The 24236-nt window shown below is 64.6% G+C and carries 20 protein-coding genes and 1 tRNA gene; 11 read left to right on the top strand and 10 right to left on the bottom strand.

What is annotated here, in order from left to right; all coding sequences use genetic code 11:
- Positions 1-27 precede the first annotated feature (27 nt).
- Together ACNJX8_RS04845 and gltB are read right to left on the bottom strand one after the other, a co-directional pair.
- Positions 28-1479, bottom strand: a complete 1452-nt coding sequence (locus tag ACNJX8_RS04845) for a glutamate synthase subunit beta (RefSeq protein ID WP_439359774.1) — start codon at positions 1477-1479, stop codon at positions 28-30.
- A gap of 144 nt (positions 1480-1623) precedes the next feature.
- The gene (gene gltB, locus ACNJX8_RS04850; RefSeq protein ID WP_439359775.1) at positions 1624-6357 is read right to left on the bottom strand and encodes a glutamate synthase large subunit; all 4734 of its coding nucleotides are present in this window, start codon (positions 6355-6357) and stop codon (positions 1624-1626) included.
- Positions 6358-6847: 490 nt separating this feature from the next.
- Here gltB and ACNJX8_RS04855 point away from each other — a divergent pair, with 490 nt between their 5' ends.
- Positions 6848-7612, top strand: coding sequence for a hypothetical protein (locus ACNJX8_RS04855; protein ID WP_439359776.1), 765 nt, complete (start codon positions 6848-6850; stop codon positions 7610-7612).
- 211 nt (positions 7613-7823) lie between these two features.
- Here ACNJX8_RS04855 and ACNJX8_RS04860 read toward each other — a convergent pair whose 3' ends face one another.
- Positions 7824-8288, bottom strand: coding sequence for an Hsp20 family protein (locus tag ACNJX8_RS04860; RefSeq protein ID WP_164934697.1), 465 nt, complete (start codon positions 8286-8288; stop codon positions 7824-7826).
- A 207-nt stretch (positions 8289-8495) separates the two neighbouring features.
- On the opposite strand from ACNJX8_RS04860, the gene ACNJX8_RS04865 reads away from it, so the two are divergent.
- Positions 8496-9443, top strand: coding sequence for an alpha/beta fold hydrolase (locus ACNJX8_RS04865; RefSeq protein WP_128937129.1), 948 nt, complete (start codon positions 8496-8498; stop codon positions 9441-9443).
- A 217-nt stretch (positions 9444-9660) separates the two neighbouring features.
- Here ACNJX8_RS04865 and ACNJX8_RS04870 read toward each other — a convergent pair whose 3' ends face one another.
- Complete coding sequence (locus tag ACNJX8_RS04870; RefSeq protein ID WP_439359777.1) at positions 9661-12471, bottom strand: di-heme-cytochrome C peroxidase; 2811 nt, start codon at positions 12469-12471, stop codon at positions 9661-9663.
- 184 nt (positions 12472-12655) lie between these two features.
- Positions 12656-14452, bottom strand: a complete 1797-nt coding sequence (locus tag ACNJX8_RS04875) for an adenylate/guanylate cyclase domain-containing protein (RefSeq protein ID WP_439359778.1) — start codon at positions 14450-14452, stop codon at positions 12656-12658.
- A 211-nt stretch (positions 14453-14663) separates the two neighbouring features.
- Here ACNJX8_RS04875 and ACNJX8_RS04880 point away from each other — a divergent pair, with 211 nt between their 5' ends.
- On the top strand, positions 14664-15296 hold the full coding sequence (locus ACNJX8_RS04880) for a LysE family translocator (protein WP_128939922.1): 633 nt from the start codon (positions 14664-14666) through the stop codon (positions 15294-15296).
- Between the two features lie 66 nt (positions 15297-15362).
- Positions 15363-15614, top strand: a complete 252-nt coding sequence (locus ACNJX8_RS04885; RefSeq protein WP_439359779.1) for a GFA family protein — start codon at positions 15363-15365, stop codon at positions 15612-15614.
- 163 nt (positions 15615-15777) lie between these two features.
- Here ACNJX8_RS04885 and ACNJX8_RS04890 read toward each other — a convergent pair whose 3' ends face one another.
- Entirely contained in the window at positions 15778-16530 is a 753-nt protein-coding gene (locus ACNJX8_RS04890; protein WP_128944478.1) for a sulfite exporter TauE/SafE family protein, read from the bottom strand.
- Between the two features lie 174 nt (positions 16531-16704).
- Here ACNJX8_RS04890 and ACNJX8_RS04895 point away from each other — a divergent pair, with 174 nt between their 5' ends.
- Entirely contained in the window at positions 16705-17595 is an 891-nt protein-coding gene (locus tag ACNJX8_RS04895) for a LysR substrate-binding domain-containing protein (protein WP_439359780.1), read from the top strand.
- A gap of 153 nt (positions 17596-17748) precedes the next feature.
- Here the strand turns inward: ACNJX8_RS04895 and ACNJX8_RS04900 are convergent, their stop codons facing one another.
- Positions 17749-18726: a Bug family tripartite tricarboxylate transporter substrate binding protein gene (locus tag ACNJX8_RS04900; RefSeq protein ID WP_439359781.1), complete on the bottom strand. Its 978-nt coding sequence runs from the start codon at positions 18724-18726 to the stop codon at positions 17749-17751.
- A 21-nt stretch (positions 18727-18747) separates the two neighbouring features.
- Positions 18748-19530: a histidinol-phosphatase gene (hisN, locus tag ACNJX8_RS04905; RefSeq protein WP_439359782.1), complete on the bottom strand. Its 783-nt coding sequence runs from the start codon at positions 19528-19530 to the stop codon at positions 18748-18750.
- Between hisN and ACNJX8_RS04910 the strand changes: the two genes are divergently transcribed.
- Entirely contained in the window at positions 19502-19768 is a 267-nt protein-coding gene (locus ACNJX8_RS04910) for a hypothetical protein (RefSeq protein ID WP_128939917.1), read from the top strand. The two genes, hisN and ACNJX8_RS04910, sit on opposite strands and share 29 nt — an antisense overlap.
- A gap of 287 nt (positions 19769-20055) precedes the next feature.
- Here ACNJX8_RS04910 and ACNJX8_RS04915 read toward each other — a convergent pair whose 3' ends face one another.
- The gene (locus ACNJX8_RS04915; RefSeq protein ID WP_128931305.1) at positions 20056-20946 is read right to left on the bottom strand and encodes an N-formylglutamate amidohydrolase; all 891 of its coding nucleotides are present in this window, start codon (positions 20944-20946) and stop codon (positions 20056-20058) included.
- A gap of 331 nt (positions 20947-21277) precedes the next feature.
- On the opposite strand from ACNJX8_RS04915, the gene cpdR reads away from it, so the two are divergent.
- The 5 genes from cpdR (at position 21278) to ACNJX8_RS04940 (ending at position 23387) form a co-directional block, all read left to right on the top strand.
- The gene (gene cpdR / locus ACNJX8_RS04920) at positions 21278-21637 is read left to right on the top strand and encodes a cell cycle two-component system response regulator CpdR (RefSeq protein ID WP_007597092.1); all 360 of its coding nucleotides are present in this window, start codon (positions 21278-21280) and stop codon (positions 21635-21637) included.
- 74 nt (positions 21638-21711) lie between these two features.
- Positions 21712-21786, top strand: a tRNA-Val gene (locus ACNJX8_RS04925).
- Positions 21787-21985: 199 nt separating this feature from the next.
- Positions 21986-22213, top strand: a complete 228-nt coding sequence (locus tag ACNJX8_RS04930; RefSeq protein WP_439359783.1) for a DUF2945 domain-containing protein — start codon at positions 21986-21988, stop codon at positions 22211-22213.
- 23 nt (positions 22214-22236) lie between these two features.
- Positions 22237-22779, top strand: coding sequence for a DUF488 domain-containing protein (locus ACNJX8_RS04935; protein ID WP_439359784.1), 543 nt, complete (start codon positions 22237-22239; stop codon positions 22777-22779).
- Between the two features lie 128 nt (positions 22780-22907).
- On the top strand, positions 22908-23387 hold the full coding sequence (locus ACNJX8_RS04940) for an L-2-amino-thiazoline-4-carboxylic acid hydrolase (protein WP_439359785.1): 480 nt from the start codon (positions 22908-22910) through the stop codon (positions 23385-23387).
- Positions 23388-23441: 54 nt separating this feature from the next.
- Here the strand turns inward: ACNJX8_RS04940 and ACNJX8_RS04945 are convergent, their stop codons facing one another.
- On the bottom strand, positions 23442-24233 hold the full coding sequence (locus ACNJX8_RS04945; RefSeq protein ID WP_439359786.1) for a shikimate dehydrogenase family protein: 792 nt from the start codon (positions 24231-24233) through the stop codon (positions 23442-23444).
- Positions 24234-24236: the final 3 nt, after the last annotated feature.

A 24236-nucleotide genomic window follows, 5' to 3' on the forward strand; every position in this document is an offset into this window, starting at 1 on the left:
TCCTGGCTTTCGCCAGGACGACAGCTGCTACCGCGGCAAATCCGTCTTCCCCATCAAGAACGTATCGATCGACCGCGCGCACAGCCGCCCCTCGCGGATGGCCCACACCACCAGCGACTGGCCGCGGCGCATGTCGCCGGCGGAGAACACGTTCGGGCGCGAGGTCTGGTAATCGAGCGTGTTGGCCTTGACGTTGCCGCGCGGGTCGAGGTCGACCGCGAGCATCTTCAAGAGGCCCTCGTGCACGGGGTGAACGAAGCCCATCGCGAGCAGGACGAGCTCGGCGCCGAGCTCGAACTCGGTTCCGGCAATCGGCTTGAACTTGTCGTCGACGCGCACGCAGTGCAGCTTCTTGACCTTGCCGTTCTCGCCGGAAAATTTCTGCGTCAGCACGGCGTATTCGCGGATCGCGCCTTCGGCCTGGCTGGAGGACGTCCGCATCTTGAGCGGCCAGTTCGGCCAGGTCAGGCCCTTGTTCTCGCGCTCAGGCGGAGCGGGCATGATCTCGAGCTGGGTCACCGACAGCGCGCCCTGGCGCAGCGAGGTGCCGATGCAGTCAGATCCAGTGTCGCCGCCGCCGATGACGACGACATGCTTGCCGCCGGCCAAGATCTCCTGGACGCCGCCGAGCGGCTCCTCGGAGACGCGGCGGTTCTGCTGCGGCAGGAAGTCCATGGCGTAGTGAATGCCTTGGAGGTCGCGGCCGGGGATCGGCAGGTCGCGCGGCGCTTCCGCGCCGCCGGTCAGCGCCACCGCGTCGTATTCGTTCAGCATCTCGCGCGGATCGACATTGCCGTCAGCGCCGACATGGCTGTTGTAGTGGAAGGTGACGCCCTCGGCTTCCATCTGCTTGACGCGGCGGTCGATGATGCCCTTCTCCATCTTGAAGTCGGGGATGCCGTAGCGCAGCAGGCCACCGGCCTTGGCGTACTTCTCGAACAAGTGCACGTCGTGGCCGGCGCGGGCGAGCTGCTGCGCGCAGGCCATGCCGGCGGGACCCGAGCCGATCACCGCGACCTTCTTGCCGGTCTTCTCGGTCGCCACTTCCGGCTTCAGCCAGCCATTGTCCCAGGCGCGGTCGACGATCGCGCATTCGATGGTCTTGATGGTGACGGGGTTGTCGTCGATGTTGAGCGTGCAGGACGCTTCGCACGGCGCCGGGCAGATGCGTCCCGTGAACTCCGGGAAATTGTTGGTCGAGTGCAGGTTGCGCGAGGCTTCTTGCCAGTTGTCCTGATAGACGAGATCGTTCCAGTCCGGGATCTGGTTGTTGACCGGGCAGCCGGGCGTGCCAGGCGCGACCGAGCCGGTACCGTGGCAATAGGGAATGCCGCAATTCATGCAGCGCGCGGCCTGGTCGCGCACCTCCCTGTCGGAAAGGGGAACGACGAACTCGTTGTAATGCTTCACGCGCTCGGCGACCGGGGTGTACTTGCGGTCATGCCGTTCGATTTCGAGAAAACCCGTGATCTTGCCCATTAAACCCGTAGTCCCTGCCGGCTAATTCGTCTGTTGTTTCCTCAACCGTCATTGCGAGGAGCGAAGCGACGAAGCAATCCAGTCTGCATCAAGGAAGAAAGTCTGGATTGCTTCGCTTCGCTCGCAATGACGGGGTGTGATGCCTTACGCCCCGATCGCGATCTTCGGCTCGGCGTCCGCGTTGGCGGCCATTTCGCGCAGCGCGCGCCGGTACTCGACCGGCATCACCTTGCGGAATTTGGGCAGCCAGTCCTTCCAATTGGCCAGGATGTCGGCGGCGCGCTTGGAGCCGGTCGCCTTGGCATGGCGCGAGATCAGCACGTGCAGCCGCTCGACGTCGGAGGCGAGCAGATTCTTGAACACGTCGACCCGGCCGTGCGCCTCGAGGTCACCGAACTGGTTGTAGGCGCTCTGGGCGATCATCTCTTCCGACAGCACCGGCTCGAGCTCGACCATCGACAGGTTGCACAGCCGGTCGAAATCGCCGGCCTCGTCCAGCACATAGGCGATGCCGCCGGACATGCCGGCCGCGAAGTTGCGCCCGGTCTTGCCGAGCACGACCACGATGCCGCCGGTCATGTATTCGCAGCAATGATCACCCGCGCCCTCGACCACCGCCACGGCACCCGAGTTACGCACGGCGAAGCGCTCGCCGGCGATGCCGCGGAAGTAGCACTCGCCCTCGATCGCGCCGTACATCACGGTGTTGCCGACGATGATGCTCTCTTCCGGCACGATTGCAGAGTTCTTCGGCGGCTTGACGATGATCTTGCCGCCCGAGAGGCCCTTGCCGACATAGTCGTTGCCTTCACCCTCGAGCTCGAAGGTGACGCCGTGGGCGAGCCAGGCGCCGAACGCCTGGCCGGCGGTGCCCTTGAGGCTGACATGGATGGTGTCGTGCGGCAGACCGGCATGGCCGTAGATCTTGGCGACCGCACCCGACAGCATGGCGCCGGCGGAACGGTTGGTGCTGTTGATCGCAGCTTCGATTTTGACCGGCGCGCCGCGGTCGAGCGCAGGCGTCGCCTTCTCGATCAGCGTGCGGTCGAGTACCGCCTCCAGATGATGGTTCTGACGCTCGGAGTGATAGATCTTCTGGCCCTTCTCTTCCTTCTGCTTGACGAACAGCTTTGAGAAGTCGAGGCCCTTTGCCTTCCAATGCGCGACCAGCCTGGTTTGGTCGAGCAGCTGCACCTGGCCGACCATCTCGTTGAAGGTGCGGAAGCCGAGCGAAGCCATGATCTCGCGGACTTCCTCCGCGACGAAGAAGAAGTAGTTGATCACGTGCTCGGGCTGGCCGGTGAAGCGCTTGCGCAGCACCGGATCCTGCGTCGCGACGCCGACCGGGCAGGTGTTGAGATGACACTTGCGCATCATGATGCAGCCGGCCGCGATCAAGGGCGCAGTGGCGAAGCCGAACTCGTCGGCACCCAGCAGCGCGCCGATCACGACGTCACGGCCGGTGCGGAAGCCGCCGTCGACCTGGACCACGATGCGGCTGCGCAGCCGCTCGCGCACCAAGGTCTGGTGAGTCTCGGCGAGGCCGATCTCCCAGGGTGAACCGGCATGCTTGATCGAGGTCAGCGGCGAAGCGCCGGTGCCGCCCTCGAAGCCCGCGATGGTGACATGGTCGGCGCGCGCCTTGGCGACGCCCGCAGCCACGGTGCCGACGCCGATCTCGGAGACGAGCTTGACCGAGACGTCGCCCGTCGGGTTGACGTTCTTGAGGTCGTAGATGAGCTGCGCCAGATCCTCGATCGAATAGATGTCGTGGTGCGGCGGCGGCGAGATCAGGCCGACGCCCGGCGTCGAGTGCCGGACCTTTGCGATGGTCGCGTCGACCTTGTGGCCGGGCAGCTGGCCGCCTTCGCCGGGCTTGGCGCCCTGCGCCATCTTGATCTGCATCATGTCGGAGTTGACGAGATACTCCGTGGTGACGCCGAAGCGGCCCGAGGCGACCTGCTTGATCGCCGAGCGCATGGAATCGCCGCTCGGCATCGGCTTGAAGCGGTCGGCTTCTTCGCCGCCTTCGCCGGTATTCGACTTGCCGCCGATCCGATTCATGGCGATCGCGAGCGTGGTGTGCGCCTCGCGCGAGATCGAGCCGAAGCTCATCGCACCCGTGGCGAAGCGCTTGACGATCTCCTTGGCCGGCTCGACCTGGTCGAGCGGGATTGGCTTGCGCTTCTCCTCCTCCGCGTTCTTGAGCCGGAACAGTCCGCGCAGCGTCAACAGGCGCTCGGACTGCTCGTTGAGGATTTTGGCGAAGGCGCGGTAGCGCTCCTGCGAATTGCCGCGCGCGGCGTGCTGGAGCAGCGACACCGACTCGGCGGTCCAGGCATGGTCCTCGCCGCGGCTGCGATAGGCATATTCGCCGCCGACGTCGAGCGCGCTCTTGTAGACCTGGGCCTCGCCGAACGCGTCGGCATGACGGCGTACCGCCTCTTCCGCGATCTCGGCAAGACCGACGCCCTCGACGCGGGTGTGCGTGCCGGCGAAGAACTTTGCGACGAAATCCGCTTTGAGGCCGACCGCGTCAAAGATCTGCGCGCCGCAATAGGATTGGTAGGTCGAGATGCCCATCTTGGACATCACCTTGAGCAGGCCCTTGCCGATCGACTTGATGTAGCGCTTGACGATCTCGTAATCGTCGAGCGAGCCGGGCAGCCGGTCCTTCATCGCGATGATGGTCTCGAACGCGAGGTAGGGATTGATCGCTTCAGCACCGTAGCCGGCAAGGCAGGCGAAGTGATGCACTTCGCGCGGCTCGCCGGATTCGACGACGAGGCCGACCGAGGTGCGCAGGCCGGTGCGGATCAGGTGATGATGCACGGCGGCGCAGGCCAGCAGCGACGGGATCGGCACCCGGTCGGTGCCGACCATGCGGTCAGACAGGATGATGATGTTGACGCCCTCGCGCACTGCGCTTTCGGCGCGCGCGCAGAGTTCGTCGAGCACCTGGTCCATGCCGGCCGCGCCGAGACCGGCGTGGAAGGTGGTGTCGAGCGTGCGCGACTTAAAGTGCGTGTCGGCCACCTCCGAGATCGAGCGGATCTTTTCCAGATCCGCGTCCGTCAGGATCGGCTGGCGCACTTCGAGGCGCTTGGTCGTGGCCATTCCTTGCAGATCGAACAGATTCGGTCGCGGCCCGATGATCGAGACCAGGCTCATCACCAGCTCCTCGCGGATCGGATCGATCGGCGGGTTGGTGACCTGCGCGAAGTTCTGCTTGAAGTAGGTGAACAGCGGCTTGGCCTTGTGCGACAGCGCCGAGATCGGCGTGTCGTTGCCCATCGAGCCCGCGGCTTCCTCGCCCGTGGCCGCCATCGGCGTCATCAGGATGGTGATGTCTTCCTGGCTGTAGCCGAACGCCTGCTGGCGATCGAGCAGGGACAGGTTGGAGCGCACGACGGTGGTCGGCACCTTCGGCAGCTCTTCCAGCACGATCTGGGTCCGCTCCAGCCACTCCTTGTAGGGATGGCTCTTGGCGAGCTCGGCCTTGATCTCGTCGTCCGGGATCAGGCGGCCCTGCTCGAGATCGACCAGCAGCATCTTGCCGGGCTGCAAGCGCCACTTGGTGATGATCTGGTCCTCGGGGATCGTCAGCACGCCCATCTCGGACGCCATCACGATGCGGTCGTCCTTGGTGACGAGATAGCGCGCGGGCCGCAGGCCATTGCGGTCGAGCGTGGCGCCAATCTGACGGCCGTCGGTAAAGGCGATCGCGGCGGGACCGTCCCACGGCTCCATCAGCGCGGCATGATACTCGTAGAAGGCGCGGCGCTTCTCATCCATCAAGGGATTGCCGGCCCACGCCTCCGGAATCATCATCATGACGGCGTGCGGCAGCGAGTAGCCGCCCTGCACCAGAAATTCGAGCGCGTTGTCGAAGCAGGCGGTGTCCGACTGTCCCTCGTAGGAGATCGGCCAGAGCCGGTTGATGTCCTTGCCGTAGAGCTCGGAGCTCACCGAAGCCTGGCGCGCCGCCATCCAGTTGGTGTTACCGCGCAGCGTGTTGATCTCGCCGTTATGCGCGATCATGCGATAGGGATGCGCCAGCGACCAGGCCGGGAAGGTGTTGGTCGAGAAGCGCTGGTGAACGAGTGCGAGCGCGCTCTCAAAGTCCTTTTCGTGCAGGTCCGGATAGTACTTGCCGAGCTGGTCGGCCAGGAACATGCCCTTGTAGATCACGGTGCGGCAGGACATCGAGCACGGATAGTAGCCCGCAAGGCCGCGGTCGCGGCGCAGGTAGATCGCCTGCGAGATCGACTTGCGCAGGATGTAGAGCCGGCGCTCGAACTCGTCCTCGGTCTTGGCGGTGCCGTTGCGGCCGATGAACACCTGCATGCAGGCGGGCTCGGTCGGCTTCACGGTGACGCCGAGAGAGGAGTTGTCGGTCGGCACGTCGCGCCAGCCCAGCAGGGTCAGGCCCTCTTCCTTGATCTGGTCGGCGATGATGCTCTTGATGACGTTGCGCCAGGCGGTGTCGCGCGGCATGAACAGCGCGCCGACGGCGTATTCGCCGGGCGCCGGCAGCTTGAAGCCGAGCTCCCCGGCCTTGCGGCTGAAGAAGGCGTGCGGGATCTGCACCAGGATGCCGGCACCGTCACCAGCGCGCGGGTCGGCGCCGACCGCACCGCGATGCTCGAGATTGCAGAGGATGCTGAGCGCGTCCGAGACGATCTCGCGCGACTTCTTGCCTTTGATGTTGGCGATGAAGCCGACGCCGCAGGAATCCTTCTCGAGGGCGGGATCGTAAAGGCCTTCGGCTTTGGGGCGCGAATTGTGCTCCTGAATCGGATCGGTCGTTTTCGAGGCGACCGTCGCCGACAGCTGTTCTGCCACGATGTTTGCGCGCTCGAATTGCGACCCGTTCATTGTCCTGTCCTCTCCATGCGGCAAGGTGCCTCACCGCCATCTTCGGCGCACCTTGGGCGTTCCGCGGCACCCGCCTCTGGGTCACCGCTCGTCCGCTGCGAGCCGCATTTTCTTAAATTCAGGCCTAGGCGTTCTTCGTCCCCGAGAACGGCTTTGCCTGGTACCTTCCCGGCGCTCGAGAGCACCAGTTCTCGCTGCAATCCCTGTGCCGGAACCGCAAGCAAAATTGAGACAGTCTTCCTGTCCTAACCATCACCTTGCCAAATTTTTGTCTAGCACACAAGCGCGCGGAAGTCCCGATTCCCGATATGTCAATCAATCGCTTTCCAAAAGTTGCGCAGCCCCGGTTTTGAAGCAAACGCGCCCTGATCCGGCCCCGCCGGCGCCGAAATCCCCAATGAAGCTTCGGATCAACCCTTCGGAAGGCGCGCGACGCCGCGAGAAGCGAAAGAGGGCGGCCTCCGGAGGGCCTGACAGGAGCGTCTCGATCATGAAGTTTTTCACAGGATGTGTGGCCGCCGCCGCGCTGGCGCTGGCCGCAAGCGCGGCGCACGCGCAGGTTCCCGCGGGCGGTACCGCGAGAGGGGCCGTTATTTCGGTGTCGGATTTCGACGGGCCCTACGCGCCGCCGGAGGCCGCGCCGCTCCCGCCGCCGCGTTACGGCTATGGCTATGGCTACGAGGAGCGCGGTGCGGCCCCGGGGCTGCTGCCGTCGACCGAAGTCTACGCGGTGCTGCGCGAAAACGGCTTCTTGCCGCTCGGCATCCCGCGCCTGCGCGACACCGTCTACACCATCGCGGTGATCGACCATCGTGGCGACGATGGGCGGCTGGTGATCGACGCCCGCGACGGGCGGATCATCCGCTTCATGCCCGCCGCTGACGCCTACGGCATGGCGCCCGCCTATGACGAGCGCGCGGTCGCGCCTTACCGCCCGCAAAGCGCGCTGCCGCCGCCGACCGTGATTCGCAGCGGTCCGCCGCGCCCGCCGGCTTCGATCCCGCATGTGGCAAGCCGGACCGTGCCGTTGCCCAAGGCCGCCCCGCCGCGCGGGGCTGTGCCGATGGCAGCGGCGAAGCCGGCCGAACCCGCGCCGCAGCAGGCTCAGGCGCCGCAGGCACAGCCGCAGCCCACGCAGCAAACCGCGGCCATCCAGGCCAAGCCCGCCGATGCTACTGCTTCAACCGTCCAGGCCAAGCCGGCGGCAACGATTCTGCCGACGCAGGAGATGCCGGCGGCGCAGGGGCTGGACTAGGCTCCTCAACTCCCGGTGTCGTCCCGGCGAATGCCGGGACCCATACCGCGAGCTCTATCGATGGTTTCGGTGCGAGTACCGAACGACGAATCTTGGCCAAACGTCTCCCTGTGGTTACGGCCTTCGCCGGGACGACGCTGGGGAGAGGTCAGCTAAAAAAACGCCCCGGAGCACCGGGGCGTTTTCGCAACTCGGAAGTGGCGTGTGTGCGTTAGGCGGCTTGCGCCGAGTTCTCGATCACCTGCGCCTTCGGGGCGCTGGTGTTGATCGCGATCTGGCGCGGCTTCTTGGCCTCGGGAATCTCGCGTACGAGGTCAACGTGAAGCAGGCCGTTCTCGAGCGAAGCGTCCTTCACCTGCACGAAATCGGCAAGCTGGAAGGCACGCTCGAAGGCGCGCGCGGCGATGCCGCGATAGAGCACTTCGGACTTCGAGTTCTCGTTGGCGACTTTCTCGCCCTTGATCGTCAGCGTGTTTTCCTTCGCGACGATGGAGAGCTCGTCCTTGGCGAAGCCGGAGACCGCAACGGTGATGCGGTAGGCGTTCTCGCCGGTGCGCTCGATGTTGTAGGGGGGATAACCGGGGCTGCCGTCCGAGCCGGCCTGGTCGAGCAGGCTGAAGAGGCGGTCGAAGCCGACGGTGGAACGATAGAACGGGGTGAGATCATAGCTACGCATGGTCAAGTCCTCCATTGAGCGACTGTTTGGGTAACCCGCCCGCCAATCGGGCCGGGCTTTCGTCTGTGTGCAGCCTGATGTTCCGGTTCCGAAACACTGGTAGCGGCCTGCACGAAAATGATATGGGTGGAACGAGACGGCGTTCAAGAGGGCGGCATTTGCGCCTTTTCGGCGCTTTAGCCCCTTGATTTGCAGTACTTGCCGCCTATGACGCTGGTCTCGATCCCGTCCAATCCCGTCCCCGAAAACGTCGTCAGCGGCACCATCAAGACCCCCGATGGCGCTGAGCTGCGCTTTGCGCGCTGGGCGCCGCCGGCGGGCCGCAAGGGTACGGTCTGCGTCTTCACCGGACGCAGCGAGCAGATCGAGAAATATTTCGAGACCGTGCGCGACCTGCGCGACCGCGGCTTTGCGGTGGCGATGATCGATTGGCGCGGACAGGGCCATTCCTCGCGTCGCCTCCGCGATCCGCGCAAGGGCTATGTGCGCGACTTCGCCGATTTCGAGATCGACGTCGAGACCTTCGTGCAGCAGGTGGTGCTGCCGGATTGTCCGCCGCCGTTCTTCGCGCTCGCCCATTCCATGGGCGGCACGGTGCTATTGCGGGTCGCGCATGCGGGCAAGCGCTGGTTCGACCGCATGGTGCTGTCGGCGCCGATGATCGACCTGCCTGGCCGCACCACGTCGTTTCCGGCCCGCGCGCTGCTCAAGACGATGCGCCTGTTCGGGCAGGGCGGCCGTTATGTCCCCGGCGGCAGCAGCCGCATCACCGGGCTCGATCCCTTCATCAACAATCCCCTCACCAGCGACCCCGTGCGCTATGCGCGCAACGCCGCGATCCTAGAGGAGGATCCGACGCTGGGGCTGGCGTCACCGACGGTGGCCTGGGCCGACGCTGCCTTCAGCGCGATGCAAACCTTCAAGCGCCTGAAATATCCGTCAGAGATCCGCCAGCCGATCCTGATGCTGGCGGCCTCCAGCGACACCGTGGTCTCGACCGCTGCGATCGAGGAGTTCGCCTATCATTTGCGCGCCGGCTCACATCTCGTCATCGCGGGCTCGAAGCATGAGATCCTCCAGGAGCAGGACCGCTACCGCTCCCAGTTCTGGGCCGCCTTCGACGCCTTCGTGCCGGGCACGCCGCTATTCAAGTGAGGACGGTGCCCCCCTCGCCCCGCTTGCGGGGAGAGGGTTGGGGGGAGTCTCCGCAAGGATGATGAGAGTTGAGTTCGCGGAGAGTTCTTCATTCTCCGTCATTGCGAGGAGGTCGCGACAAAATTGCGTAGCAATTTTGCGCTGATGCGACGAAGCAATCCAGGCTGCCTGCGCGGAGACAGTCTGGATTGCTTCGCTTCGCTCGCAATGACGGTGCTCACAGCGTCTTCAAATACTCGATCAGGTCGTAGCGCTCTTGCTCCTTGAGCACGCGGCCGATGGTGCCGTCCTTGCCCGGCCCTGGCGTGCCGTCGAATGAGTGGCCGGCATTGCTGTTGCCGAACAACTCGGTGCCGTCAGGCGCCCGCGTCGAGAAGCGCGACTGCCCGGTCTTGCAGCTCTCGCCGTCGGCGACCGCGAAGCCGACCTGCTTCGGATCGTAGTCGCGACCACCACCCATGCAGAACGATTTCGGGCGCTCGGCCGCGGGGCTCAGCATCCAGTAGAGCGAGGGCACCGATCCGTTGTGCAGGTAAGGCGCGGTGGCCCAGACGCCGTTGAGCGGGCGCGCGCGATACCAGGGCCCCCGCTCCTCTTTATCGGGCGGCTGCGGACCGGGATTGGGGCAGTTCTTGCGCTTACCCCACCAGGCTTGCTGAACCTTCGGCTCGATCTTGGCATCGTCCATCGCCTTGCGGGCGACGATGTCCACGAGCACCATCAGGCCGAGCGAGTATGGCATGTCGGTCGAAGAAATATCCGGCAGATTGCAGCTCCACCAGGCATTGAGCTTCTGAGTGGGATCGAGCTGTAGGAAACCCGGCACCTGAACCGTGCGCGTCGCCAGCACGCTGGCCTGAGCCGGGTCGGTCCCCATGCCTTTGGCGCTCTTCTGAACCTCGTTCAGGAATTTGTCATCGCCGATGGTTTCCCACCGCGACGAGGACCAGATGCTCTGGGCCGGAAATTCGGTGTCGAACACGGGATCGTTGACCGGCCCGAGATGGCATTCGACGCAGATCTCCGCGTAGAGCTTGCGGCCACGTTTGACGCGGTCGCCATCGATCCTCCAGGCATCATCGCCGAAGATGTCCGACGGCCATTTCGGTGATGTCAGTCCGGAGAGCTGCTTTTTCGGATAGGGCGCCGACCCCTTCAGCAGATCCTCGATCCAGTTCAGATTCTTGATGTCCATCGACGAGCGGAACAGCCTGTCCTTGGGCGTAGTGTCGGACAGATTGAGCAGCGCGGTCACGCCCAGCGCTTCGCCGGCGTTGCGGATCAGCGGCTGCTCGATGGACGCGTCATATTGCGCGAATTTGAGCCAGGGCACGGTCCAGATCGGCGGGAAGCTGACCGGCGCATCCTTGGCATGCAGATTCTTCTCGAAGCCGCTGAGGCCGCTGAGCGTCATGTCCTGGGCGAACACCTGATTGCCGATGCGGTTGAGCGCGTCGAGGCGGCCGTATCCTTCCTCCGTGTCCTGCTGCTTCTCTTCCCGCTTCGTCTTCTCGTTGAACCTCGTCTTGCCGTCGATGGTCTTCGCGTAGGTCTTCTCCCAGTCGATCAGGAACGTGCTGATCGCACGCAGCTTCTGTTTCAGCGCATCGCGGTCCGCATCGCTGGCGGAGGCGCCGAGCACACGGTCGGCGAAGCGCGTAAAGCGGCCCGGCACGAACAGCGTATAGGCGATCGACAGGCCGGTCGTGACCTCGAGCTTTCTCAGGTCGGTCATCGCGGGGCCGCCGTCGAAACGGATGTCGGTGCCCTTGTAGTGGATCTGGCCGGTGTGGCAGGCAGCGCAGGTCAGGCCGATCCGGTCCTCGCCGATCTGCCCGGTCGCAGGATCGGGTACGCCGGTCATGCGCGCAAAGCCGACGGGCAGGCCGTCGACGTTTTCGGCCTGGGCACCCCAGTTCACCGGCGGATCCCAGAGCCGCGCCGGCACCGGCTTCGTCTTGTCGTAGACGTTGGCATAGCCGAACCGGCGCAGCGTGGCGTCGTCCGTGTCGATCGTCTGCGGGCTCGGGATGAAGCCGAAGCGCTGCAGATGGTCGCTGTCATGCAGCATGCCGGGCTTTGCGAAGAAATGAAGCCGCGGCTGCTCGAGCGCCATGAACCAGCGATAGGGCACCGGGAAGGTCGCGGTGCCCTGGCTGGCGTGATGAAACCAGTGCCGGTCCTCCAGCGCCCAGTTCTGCTCGAGCCAATACGCGGCCCGGGGTTCGACGTGCTCGGGCAATGGCGGCGCCACCAGGTCCCCGAGAATGCCGGGCAGCATGGGCTGGAATTGATCCGGAAAGCGCAGCGCCACGATGCCAAAGACGAGGAGCGCGGCGACGAGTCCGCCGGCAGCGCGCAAGATCAGCGAGGGCGGGGTGACGGGCTGGCTGACAACTCGCTGGGTGATCCTGTCAGGGAATTTGCGCTCGTTGAACAATGTCCTCACCTCGGCCACGCTGAGATAGCGGTCATCACCCTGACCCTTGCCCATGATCTTGAGCAGGATCGGCCATTCGAACTTCATCAGGATCGGGTAGTACCAGCGCGATTGATTGCCGGCGCGCTTGAGGTTGTCCTTCATGAAGGTCTGGATTTGCGAGGCGTTGAGCCCGGTCTCGGTGCCGCCGCCATCGGGATCGGTATAGGTGCCGCCGAAACTGGCGAGCCGCGCGATCTCGTCCTCGTTGACGCGACCGTCGACGCCGAGGATGCGCGAGCCGGCACCGAGCTTGTCGAGCGGGCCGCCGCGCAACATATTGAGCTGCGCGCCCCAAAAGATGCTTTGCAGGATGTGACAGGCGCCGTTGGCGATCAGCGCGACGCCGCGGACCTGGATGCGGGCCGAAATCTTCTTCACCCCCGTCTCGCCGCTTGCATTCGCGATGGTCTGTGACAGCGTCCGGAGCGAGACGGTCCCGCCATCGACGAAGCCTTCGCCGACGAGGCCGCGCAGGAATGGACAGGGATTGTTCGGCGAGACCTGAATCGAGGGGTCGAAGGGCGGCTTCGAAGCGCGGTCATGCATGGCCCAAATCCTGAAAGCAGCGAATCGCAAAAAAAGACGCGCCGATCAAGCGCGGAAAGTCCTAACAAACCGACAGCAGACCATACTACTTCAGCGTGTGATGAAGTGTGGCTGATTTCACTGTCCTGTCAACAACAGCGGGCGCGAGCAGCTTTTCGCGAAGGGCGGGACCGCGGCAGGCCCGTCAGGACTCGGCGGCGCGTTTGACGTCGCTCTGCACCAGGGTCAGCTTGCCGAGCGGCACGCCGGCCTTCAGCAGACCCTCGCGGTAATGGGCGATGTCCTCGGGCCGCTTCCAATGGAAGTTGCGCAAGTGCCTGTCGACATTCAGAGTTGGATAGTTTCCCATCAGCACGCTGGCGGCTTCGCTCGCCTCGCCGCTCCGTCCCATTTGGGCCAATGCCGCCGCGCGGATCGCCAGCGCCTGCATGTGGTTCGGGTTGATGTAGAGCTGCTCGCGCGCCCATGACAGGGTCGCGTCATATTGGCGCAACAGGTAGTGACTGAAGGCGTTCAGCGCCGCCCATTGGTAGCGCGGGTCGCTGTTGTCGCGCTGCGCCGCCATCGAGAACAGCTCGATCGCCTCGCGGTGCTCGCCGATGACGAAATGGCAGATGCCGAGCACGCCGCGTGCGCCGTTATCATAGGGGTTGAGCGCGACCGCACGCTTGGCGGCGTCCATCGCGGCCTCGTAATGCCCTTCCATCGCATGGGCCCAGGACAGGATCGAAAACGCGAAGGAGGAGCGCGGGTCGAGCCTGACGCTGGTCTCGGCGAGGTTCATCGCCTCGACCCACATCTCCCGCGTGCCCTTGACCCAGCCGAACTGGATGCTCTGGATCTGGATCGTGGCGAGATAGGCGTGCGCGATCGACAGCTTGGGATCGAGCCGGATGGCCTCGCGGAACAGGTCGACGGCGGTCGCCAAATCCTCCTTGGTCTGCCGGTAGTAGTGCGACAGCCCCTTGAGGAAGCGGTCCCAGGCGCTCACGTCGGTCGAGAGCCGCGCCGGCGCTGAGGCCTCGGCCCGTACGATCTCGGTGGCAATGGCGGCGGACAGGTTGGTGGTGATCTCGTCCTGCATCGCGAACAGGTCGCCGATGTCGCGGTCGTAGCGGCCGGTCCAGAGCTGCTCGCCGGTCTCCGGCGCGATCAGCTCGGCGGTGACGCGGATCTTGGCGCCGGCGCGCCGCACCGAGCCCTGAATCAGATAGGTGGCGTCGATCTCGCGCGCGATCAGCCGTGTGCTGATGTTCCTGCCCTTGAAAGCGAAGGTCGAGTTGCGGCTGAGCACGCGATAGAAGGATTGCAGCGACAGCGCGTGGATCAAATCCTCGGTGAGGCCGTCGGAGAAATATTCGTCCTGGGCATCGCTGAGATTGGCGAAGGGCAGCACGCCGACGATCGCGGTGCGGTACTGCTGCGAGAGGGCGGACGCCTCTCTCAGCTCGGGCGCAAGCGCCGGCGCGCCCTCGGGCGTCCAGGTCCAGACCCCGACCGCGTCCTTGATGTTCTTGAAGCGATGGTTGCCGGCATCGGTGAGCGGCACGGTGAGATGCTTGCTCGCTTCGCGATAGGCCTTCGCCGAGATGGCGAAGCCGCCGGGGCTCGCCACCGATTCCAGGCGCACGGCGATGTTGACATCGTCACCGAACACTTCGTCCTCGTCGGCGATGACGTCGCCCATGTGGATGCCGAGCCGGAACTGCATGGCGCGGTCCGCCGGCAGATGCCGGTTGCGCTCCGCCATCAGCGTCTGCATCGCCATCGCGGCTTCGGTGGCGCCGACGATCGAGGCAAACTCGAGCAGGAAGCCGTCGCCGGTGTTCTTCACGACGCGGCCGCCGTGATTGAGGATGATGGGGTGGATCGCGCTGCGATGGGCCTTGAAGGCGGCATGGGTGCCGGCCTCGTCGCTGCCCATCATGCGCGAATAGCCGGCGACATCGGCGCAGACGATGGCAGCCAGACGTCTTTCCATATCCCAGGAACTCCAACGGATCTGCGACCGGCCACGGCGTGGCCGTCGCCTCGAATCCCGCGTTTCAAGAACCCTGCCTTTATAGAGCAGATAAGGCGGCGCGAAAGTATGATCCGCATTGCAAATTCGAGGTAAATCCCACGCATTTGCGGCAGTGGACGGGGAAGGGCGAACCGAATATGCCGCCTCAAGGCCGACGCGGGGACCTCACATGCTGGGCATTCACGAAATCTGGCTTTTCATCCTGTCGGGCGTGCTGCTCAACATCACGCCGGGCCCTGATACCGTCTATGTGATCGGACGCAGCATGCAGATGGGCTGGCGGGGCGGGGCCGCCGCTGCGCTCGGTATCAGTTGCGGCTGCTTTTTCCACGTCACGGCCGCGGCGATCGGCCTTTCGGCCCTGCTGATGGCCTCATCGACCGCGTTTTCGATCCTGAAACTGGTCGGCGCGGCCTATCTCGTCGTCACAGGACTTCAGATGCTGTGGTCGCGCCCGGCGCTGGCCTCGGCCATCGACGAACCCGTGCGGAGCTCGCTGCGGAGGGTCTTCCTCCAGGGCGTCTTCACCAATGCGCTCAATCCCAAGGTCGCCCTGTTCTTCCTGGCCTTCCTGCCGCAATTCGTCGCAGCCGATTCAGCCCACAAGCCGCTCGCCTTCCTGACGCTCGGCCTGATCTTCATCTGCACGGGCACGCTGTGGTGCCTGGTGCTGGCGGCGTTCGCGGCGAGGGCCGCCCACCGCTTGCGGCGCTCCGAGGGCGTGATCGCCTGGGTCAACCGCGCGCTCGGCGGCCTCTTCATCTATCTCGGCATCCGCGTCGCCATGCTGGAGACGCGGTAACTCGTTCGAACGAATGGCTGAAGCAGCGCGCGATTCGCCTGATCGAAGCCGCGCGGGGAGGTTTCGATGATTCGTGGCAGCTGTCTGTGCGGTGCCGTGCGTTTCGAAGTCGATGCGGTGCGTTCGCTTACGCATTGTCATTGCGCCAATTGCCGCAAGCTGACCGGCGCGGCATTCGCGACCTATGCCCATGTCGACGCCGACAAGTTTCGCTTTGTCGCGGGCGCGGATGCGACGGTGGCTTACGAATCGGCGCCGGGCAGTTTCCGCCATCGATGCAAGACCTGCGGCTGCCTGACGCCGGGCAAGGCGAGCTAGCTGCCGACCGTCAGTATTCCCGCCGGGCTGCTCGACGACGATCCGAAAGTCCGGCCTCACCTCCACGTCTTCACCTCGTCGCGCGCGCCGTGGTGGACGATCCGGGACGATCTGCCTCAGCACGAAAAATGGGTGCCCGGCTACGGCCCGAAGTCCTGAGCCTTCAGGCGAATTCCTTCAGCAGCGCGCTGCCGGCCAGATAAAGACCGAGCAAAATCATCGCGATCAGGAACCAGCGGCGAAACGCTTCTGCCGGCATCCGCGCCCGCACCGACTGGCCGATGAACATGCCGGCAAAGGCCATGGCAAGGCCGACGGCGCCGGGCACGGCATTGGCCGGCGTCAGCAGTCCGCCAGCGGTCAGGTTGAAGGCGAGCGCCAGCGTCGCCGTCGTGAAGAACACGCCGAGCGCCTGCACCAGCTCGTCCTTCTCCATGCCGATCGCCTGCATGAAGGGCATCGAGGGGATCACCTGCACGCCTGTCGAGGCCGAGATCACGCCGGTGACGACACCGACCACGCCGCCGACCCATTTCTCGTTCTCAGGCGCGACGCGGAAGTGGAATTTGTTCAGGCCGATCACGGCGTAGATGACAAGCAGTGCGCCGAGCACGATCGTGCCGTAGCGCGCATGAGGGCCGGTCAGCGCGCCGGCATTGAGCCAGCATCCGATCACGGTGCCGATCATCAGCGGCCACAGCCGCCTCAGGATGTCGCGCAAGTGAGGGCCGACGAAGGTCTGCCAGATGTTGGTGACGATGGCGGGCACGATCACGATGGCGATCGCGCGGCTGGGCGCCATGCTTACCGCGAGCAGGCCGATGGACACAGTCGGCAGGCCGAGCCCGACCACGCCCTTGACGAACCCGGCGACCAGGAAGACGACGGCGATGACAATGAGGAGCGGGTCGATCATATCTGCACATTGACCGAAGCCGCGAGCCGGCACAATCTGGAGGTTACGGAGACAGCCTTCGTTCAAAACGAAGGCTAGAGCATGATCCGGACCCGGAGGGCCGCGTTAGCGCAAAGTGCGCAGCGGTTTTCCGACAAGATCATGCTCAAACAATAAGGTTGAGAGAAACCCGTCATGCGCTTCGATCTCGTCGACCTCCAGCTCTTCATCGCGGTCGCCGACCAGCGCAGCATCACCCGCGGCGCGGAGCGCTCGCACTTGGCGCTGGCCTCGGCCAGCGCGCGCATCAAGGGCCTCGAGGACGCGCTCGGCGTCGCACTGCTCAAGCGCGGCCGCCGCGGCGTCGAGTTGACCGCGGCCGGCGAGAGCCTGCTCGATCACGCGCGCCTCGTCATCCACCAGATCGACGCCATGCGCGGCGATCTCGCCGGCTTCGCCAGCGGCGTGCGCGCCAGCGTACATTTCCTCGCCAACACCTCAGGGCTCTCGGAACACCTGCCGAAGGCACTGGCCGGCTTTCTGCGCGAGCATCGCGACGTCGCCATCGACATCGAAGAGCGCGAGAGCACCGACATCGCGGCGGCGATCACCGCGGGCGCTGCCGATCTCGGCTTTGCCGCCGAGCACGCGCTGCCCGAGCATATCGAGCGCTTCCGCTTCAGCGAGGATCGGTTGACGCTCGTGACGTCGCGCCGCGGCCCGTTCGCCGGCCGTCGCCAGATCGACTTCCAGGAGGCGGGGGGCTGCGACTTCGTCGGCCTGACGAGCGCCACCGCGCTTCAAATGCACATCTCGAAGCACGCGGCCCGGCTCGGCATGCGCCCACATTTCCGCGCGCGCCTGCGCGATTTCGACGCGATCTGCCAGATGGTCGCCGCCGATGTCGGCGTGGCGCTCGTGCCCGAAGCCGCCGCCCGCCGCTGCGCCAAGACCATGCCGCTCGCCATGGTCCGCCTGCGCGATGCTTTCGCCAACCGGAAGCTCGTGATCTGCGCGCGCAGCTTCAAGGCGCTGCCAAGGCCGGCCAAGATGCTGGTGGAACATTTAAGGGCGGCGGCGGTGTGAAGGGGCACTTAAGGTGCTCCGCAGCGATGGTGCGCTCCCTCTCCCGCTTGCGGGAGAGGGTGTCTCCGCCAGGGAGATTCCCCGAGAGGAGAGAGCCCTCACCCGGCGCTTCGCGCCGACCTCTCCCGCAAGCGGGAGAGGTAGAAACCGGCGCTACTTCGCCGTCTCGATCCCGGCGTCCTTGATCACCTTCGCCCACTTCTTGGTCTCGTCGGCGATGAAGCTGCGAAAATGTTCGGGCTCATCGCCGATCAGCGTCGCGCCTTGGGCGGCGAGCTTCTCCTTCACCGCCGGATCTGCCATCGCCTTCGTTGCCAGGCCATGCAGCGCGGCGATGATCTCCTTCGGCGTGCCCTTCGGCGCGACCATGCCGTACCAGTTCTCGATGCGCAGCTGCGGAAACCCCGCTTCCGCCGTGGTCGGCACCTCCGGCGCGGTCGGTGCACGCTCGGCCGAGCCGACCGCGATCGGCCGCAACGCGCCGGCCTTGACCTGCGGCAGCAGCACCGGCAGATCGAGGAACGTCATCTGGACCTGCTGGCCCAACAGATCATTCACCGCGGGCGCAGCGCCGCGATAGGGCACGTGCACGATGTCGATCTTCGCCGTCAGCTTGAACAATTCGCCGGCGAGATGCGGCAGGCTGCCGGGGCCGGAGGAGGCGAAGTTGAGCTTTCCCGGCTGCGCCTTGGCGAGCGCAATCAGCTCGCCGATGTCCTTGACGGGGACATTGGTCGCGACCACGAGCATTTCCGGCACGGTCGCAACCAGCGTCACCGGCGTGAGGTCGGTCAGTGTGTCATAGGCTACCTTCTCCATGCTCTGGCTGATCGCGAGCGCGCCGGCTGAGGAGATCGCGATGGTGTAGCCGTCGGGCGCGGCCTTGGAGACGGCATCCGTGCCGAGCACGCCGCCCTGGCCGCCGCGATTGTCGATCACCACCGGCTGTCCTGACAGCTCGGACATGCGCTGGCCGATCACCCGCGCGATGATGTCGTTGGGCCCGCCGGCCGGGAACGGCACGATCAGCTTGATCGGCTTGGCCGGGAAATTCTGCGCCGATGCCAATGACGGCAGCAGCAGGAACAATCCCAAGAACAATTCAACGAGCAGCCTGCGTGAGACGGTCATGCAAGCCCTCCGCTCGCGTTGTTATTGGTTCAAAAGCTTGAGTGCTTCTTCGTGGACCCTGGGGTCGCCGGCCGCGATGATGCGGCCGCCCCCCTGGGCCGGCTTGCCTTCCCAGGTGGTGACGACGCCGCCAGCGCCGGTCACGATCGGGATCAGCGCCGCGATATCGTAGGGTTTCAGCTCGGTCTCGACCACGAGGTCGACATGGCCGGCGGCGAGCATGCAATAGGAGTAGCAGTCGCCGCCATAGCGCGACAGCCGCGCGCCCTGCTCGATGCGACCGAAGATGGCGCGGTCGCTCTCGTTCATCAACAGCGGGCTGGTGGTGTAGGTCGTGGCTTCCGACAGCGCGGCGCAGCGCCGGACCTGGAGCCGGCGTTCGCCAGAGGGGCCCTTGTAATTGGCCGAGCCGTTGTCGCCGGAGAAGCGTTCGCCGATGAAGGGCTGGTGCATCATGCCGAACACCGGCGCGCCCTTGTGCAGCAGCGCGATCAGCGTGCCCCAGATCGGAAACCCGCCGATGAAGGATTTGGTGCCGTCGATGGGATCGAGCACCCAGACATAGTCAGCGTCGTCGCGCTCATTGCCGAACTCCTCGCCGACGATGCCGTGCTGGGGGAAGCTGGCCTTGATCAGCCGCCGCATCACGGCCTCCGCGGCGCGGTCGGCCTCCGTCACGGGATCGAAATCCTTGGTCTTGCTCTTGTCGTCGACCGACAGCGAGGTGCGGAAGAATGGCAGGATGGTTTCGCCGGAGGCGGTAGCGAGCCGTCCGATGAAGGCGGAGAAGTCGATCACCGTCACGGCGTGTCCTCAAAAGCGAAAGTCGGATGAAGCTCGCTTCTGCCTAGCTCAAATCCGCAGAATCTTGCAGCGCTGTCTTGATTTGCTCCCTGGTATTTTGAATGCCGCAACCGGCTGCCTCATCTCAGTCATCTCCTGGCCAAATATCGATCACAGTGTTGAAAACTTAGTTCCGACCATGCCTCGTTTGTATGCAAACACTTATCAACCCATTGAATTTCCTTATCAAAGAAACTGAATCTGGGTTTCCGTGGAAGCAATTGAGCCATGTCCTATTGCATGGGAAACGACTGAAAAGCTCTTGCACTTTGTGCGGCGCGGTCGCATATTGTTGCGGTGCGGTAGCGCTTGGCGTTACCGCTGCCCTCCTTGGGCGTTTCCTCCCTAGACTTGGGCCGCTTCTTCATCAGAAGCGGCCCTTTTTTCTTTGGGCCTCCGTTTTCATTTCAGAGCGCGCAAACTTGCGAAGCGAAAACGCGTTCGCGCCGTTGGCTCGCGGCACTGTCGTCCGAGAGTAAGAGGCGACTATTCCGCTGCGGCCTGGAACGAGCCAAGATCGCCGAACGGGATCGTGGTCGCCAGCACGTCGGCGAGGATGCCGAAGTCGCTTGCGACTTGCGCAAAGCGCGGACTGCGCTCGCGCCGCCGTTCGTCCATATAGATCGCGCGATTGAGCTCGAGCTGCACCGCGTGCAGGCCGCTCGCGGGATTGCCGTAATGCTCGGTGATGAAGCCGCCGGCATAGGGCTTGTTGCGGCCGATCGAATAGCCGAGGCCCGTCATGGTTTCCTCGACGCGGTCGGGAAGCAGCGGCGTGCAGCTCGTGCCGTAGCGATCGCCGATGACGATATCGGGCCGGCGCGGCTCGTCTCTGCTGACGCCGACCGAGGGCATCGAGTGGCAGTCGACCAGCACCACGGTGCCGAACAACTGGTGCACCTTGTTGATCAGCCGACGCAGCGCGCGGTGGTAGGGCTTGTACAGCGTCTCGATCCGTCCCAGCGCGTCGTCGACCAGGATGCGGTCGCGGTAGATTTCCTGTCCGTCACCGACCACGCGCGGAATGGTGCCGAGACCGCCGGCAACCCGCATCGAGCGGGTATTGGCAAAGCTCGGCAGGCGGCCGGTGAACATGCGGGGATCGAGCTCATAGGGCTCGCGGTTGACGTCGACATAGGAGCGGGGAAAGTTGACCCGCACGGTCGGAAAGCCGCGATCGCTCAAATGGCCGATCAGCTCGTCCATGAACGAATCTTCGGACCGCCGCAGCGTCGGCAGGTCGATCCTGGATGCGATGAGGAATTCGTCCGGATAGGTCGAGCCGGAATGGGGCGAGTTGAAGATGACCGGGGCACGCCATTGCGCGGGCTCCACGATCTCGAAGGCTGGCGACGTTTCGCCGTCAAACCGGGTCATCTTCTCAGGCTTCGTCCCTTCGCGCCGGGATCTGGCATGGTCCAGATCGCATTGATTCGGCCGATCGAGCGGCTCTTATGTGACGTCATTGTCCGGAATCGCAACCATTCTGCCAAGCGAAAAGATGTGATGGGCACTGGAACACGTCTTAACCCTGCGGGCAGCGGGGTGGGGATCTCCGCGCGCGGCTCGATTGATTCGAGCTGCGTTCAGGTTCACAAAGGGCCGGCAGCAGCAGCCGTCTCAGGGTTAAGATTTTCACCCCAAATTTACCCTCTGTCGGGCTTAGTGACCTCTGCTGATATCCTCTGGGGATTCGACGTTTCCTGCCATGCCAAAGATCCTGCTCGCCGAAGACGACAACGACATGCGCCGCTTCCTGGTCAAGGCGCTGGAAAACGCCGGTTTTCAGGTCTCGTCCCATGACAACGGCATGGCCGCCTATCAGCGGTTGCGGGAAGAGCCGTTCGAGATGCTGCTGACCGACATCGTGATGCCGGAGATGGACGGTATCGAGCTCGCCCGCCGCGCCTCGGAACTCGACCCCGACATCAAGATCATGTTCATCACCGGCTTCGCCGCGGTGGCCCTGAACTCGGATTCGGATGCCCCCAAGAACGCCAAGGTGCTGTCCAAGCCCGTCCATCTGCGCGAATTGGTCAGCGAAGTGAACAAGATGCTGGCGGCCTGAATCGGCCCCCTTCCGTCCTTGCGCCGGCTCCCCTGAGCCGTTATAGGGACCCCACCCGATCTAGACGACCTCTAGGGCACGTAGCTCAGCGGGAGAGCACTACCTTGACATGGTAGGGGTCACAGGTTCGATCCCTGTCGTGCCCACCATCCTTCGCTCGCGAAGCGAGAGAAGGATGCCGCGCCGAAGCCCAACGGGCGCAGGCGGGCTGCCGCCGCGAGCTACGGCTCGGCAACCCACGATTAAAGCAACGCGAAACATGTCCGGTGTAGCTCGCAGAGCGTAGACGGACTGGCACGGCTTGCTCGGTCTTCGGGAACGCCGAGACGCCCCCGGCATTGTTCCGCCATGCCGAAGTCCTCCACAAAAATCTTCAAGCGCGGCGACCACGTCAGCTGGAATTCCGAGGCCGGCCGGGTGCGCGGCCATATCCTGCGCGTGCACACCGAGGACGTCGACTACAAGGGCTACGTCCACCACGCCACGCCGGACGACCCGCAATACGAGATCAAGAGCGACAAGACCGATCACGTCGCCCTGCACAAGGGAAAGACGTTGCGATTGTTGCGGAGTTGAACGTGAGGTGAGCAAGGCATCCCATGGCGGCTCATCCCTTCTTCACCATCGGCCATGCCACGCGTTCGATTGAGGGATTCATCGAGTTGTTGCAGGGCAGCTCGATCACATATCTGGCCGACGTTCGCACCGTGCCCCGCTCGCGCACCAACCCGCAGTATAATCGCGATACGCTGCCGCAGGCGCTCGCGGTCGTTTCGATCGGCTACGAGCATATCGCCTCGCTCGGCGGCCTGCGCAGCAGCCGCAAGCGCGAGGTGCCGCGCGAGACCAATGCATTCTGGCAGAATGGCAGCTTCCACAATTATGCCGACCACGCCATGAGCGCGGCCTTTCACGAAGGTCTCGCTCATTTGCGCGATCTCGGGCAGACGCAGCGCTGCGCCATCATGTGCGCGGAAACATTGTGGTGGCGATGTCACCGCCGCATCATCACCGATTATCTGCTCGCCGCCTGCGAGACCGTGTTTCACATTCTGGGACCAGGGCAGGTCAAACAGGCCGAGATGAATCCGGCGGCGCGCGTCATGGCTGACGGCCGCTTGGTTTATCCTGCGCAAAGTTAGCCAATCGTCGCTATTGCGGCTATGCTTGCCGTAGTCCGTAGATCCTCTGGGTGAGTTGGTGGTCGCCGCCCGTCACCCATAGGATCTACGCTCCCCTTGATCCGCGTGATCCGCGACGTGAGTTTGCCATGAGCATATCCGTCATCGAACAAGCAAAAATTCAGGCGCAGGTGCTGGTGCCGCTGGTTAAGGCGCTGCAGGCCGAGCTCGGCGAGGCGCGCGCCAACGCATTGGTGCGCAAGGCGCTCGGCGATCTCTATCGCGGCTTCGGCGAGGAATTCTGGAAAGCCAAGAGCCTGAACGAGAATGAGGCAGACCTCGGCCAGGCGGTCGCGTCCGCGTTCAAGACCTATGCCCGCGACGACGCGCTCGCCTATGACGTCATCGAGCAGTCGAAGGACGTCTTCGCATTCGACGTGAAGCGATGCGCTTATGCCGAGTTCTACAAGGCGCTGGGCGAGCCCGAGCTCGGCTTCCTCCTGGTCTGCACCGCCGACTTTGCCACCGCGGAAGGGTTCGGCCGCGACATCAGGCTCACGCGCACGCAAACCATCATGCAAGGCGCACCTCATTGCGATTTCCGCTACCGGCGCGATCCGGGCGGATGATCATGAGAGCGTTTGCCGCTTCAGGCCTCGGTCGCGTCGGGATCAGCAGCTGACTTACCGTCCAAGCCGCCAGAACGCCGTCTGCAGCGGGAGCTGATGCTTGATCATCGTGACGCCGTCGACGACCTTCAGGCCGCGGCTCGCACAGGCTTCCATGAATTCGGTGCGGCGGGCGGCGATGATGTCGAATACCGCGCAATCCCCCGGCAGATTGGACGGATCCATCGGCAGCGCGTCGCTCGCGCGCAGGCCGAGCGATGTGGCGTTGACGCAGAGGCCGACGTCGTCGAAGCGCTCCTCGAGGCTGATATCGAGATCGGGGAATTGCCCGCGCAGCTTTGCTGCGAGCAACTCGGCCGGAGCGGGCATCTCGTTGAGGATGCGCAGGCGCTTCAAGCCCGCTGCGGCGAGTGCGTGGCAGATCGCGCGGCCGGCGCCGCCCGCGCCGATCACGACAGTGCGGCGCGCGGGATCGAAAATGTTGGCCTCGCGCGCGGCGTTCAGAAAGCCGCCGCCATCAAAGGACTCCCCGACCAGCTTTCCGTCCGCTTCGATCCGGATCGTGTTGACCACACCCTCGAATGTCGCGGCAGGTCCCACCTGGTCGCAGAGTTCGAACGCCGCCGGCTTGTGCGGCATGGTCAGGTTGAAGCCGGCGGTGCTCGGCGATTTCGCCAGCGTGCGGATTGTCCTGGCGAGATCGTCCGGGTGCACGTCCATCGGCACCATGTGCCAGTCGAGGCCCTGCTCCTCGAAATAAGGCGTGTAGTATCTGGGCGCACCGACATGGCCGGCGGGATGGGCGAAGATGAAGACGACGCGCGAGGCGCCGGTCGGAAGCTTCATGGC

This window comes from Bradyrhizobium sp. SPXBL-04 (assembly GCF_051853035.1).
GTDB classification, from domain to species: domain Bacteria; phylum Pseudomonadota; class Alphaproteobacteria; order Rhizobiales; family Xanthobacteraceae; genus Bradyrhizobium; species Bradyrhizobium zhanjiangense.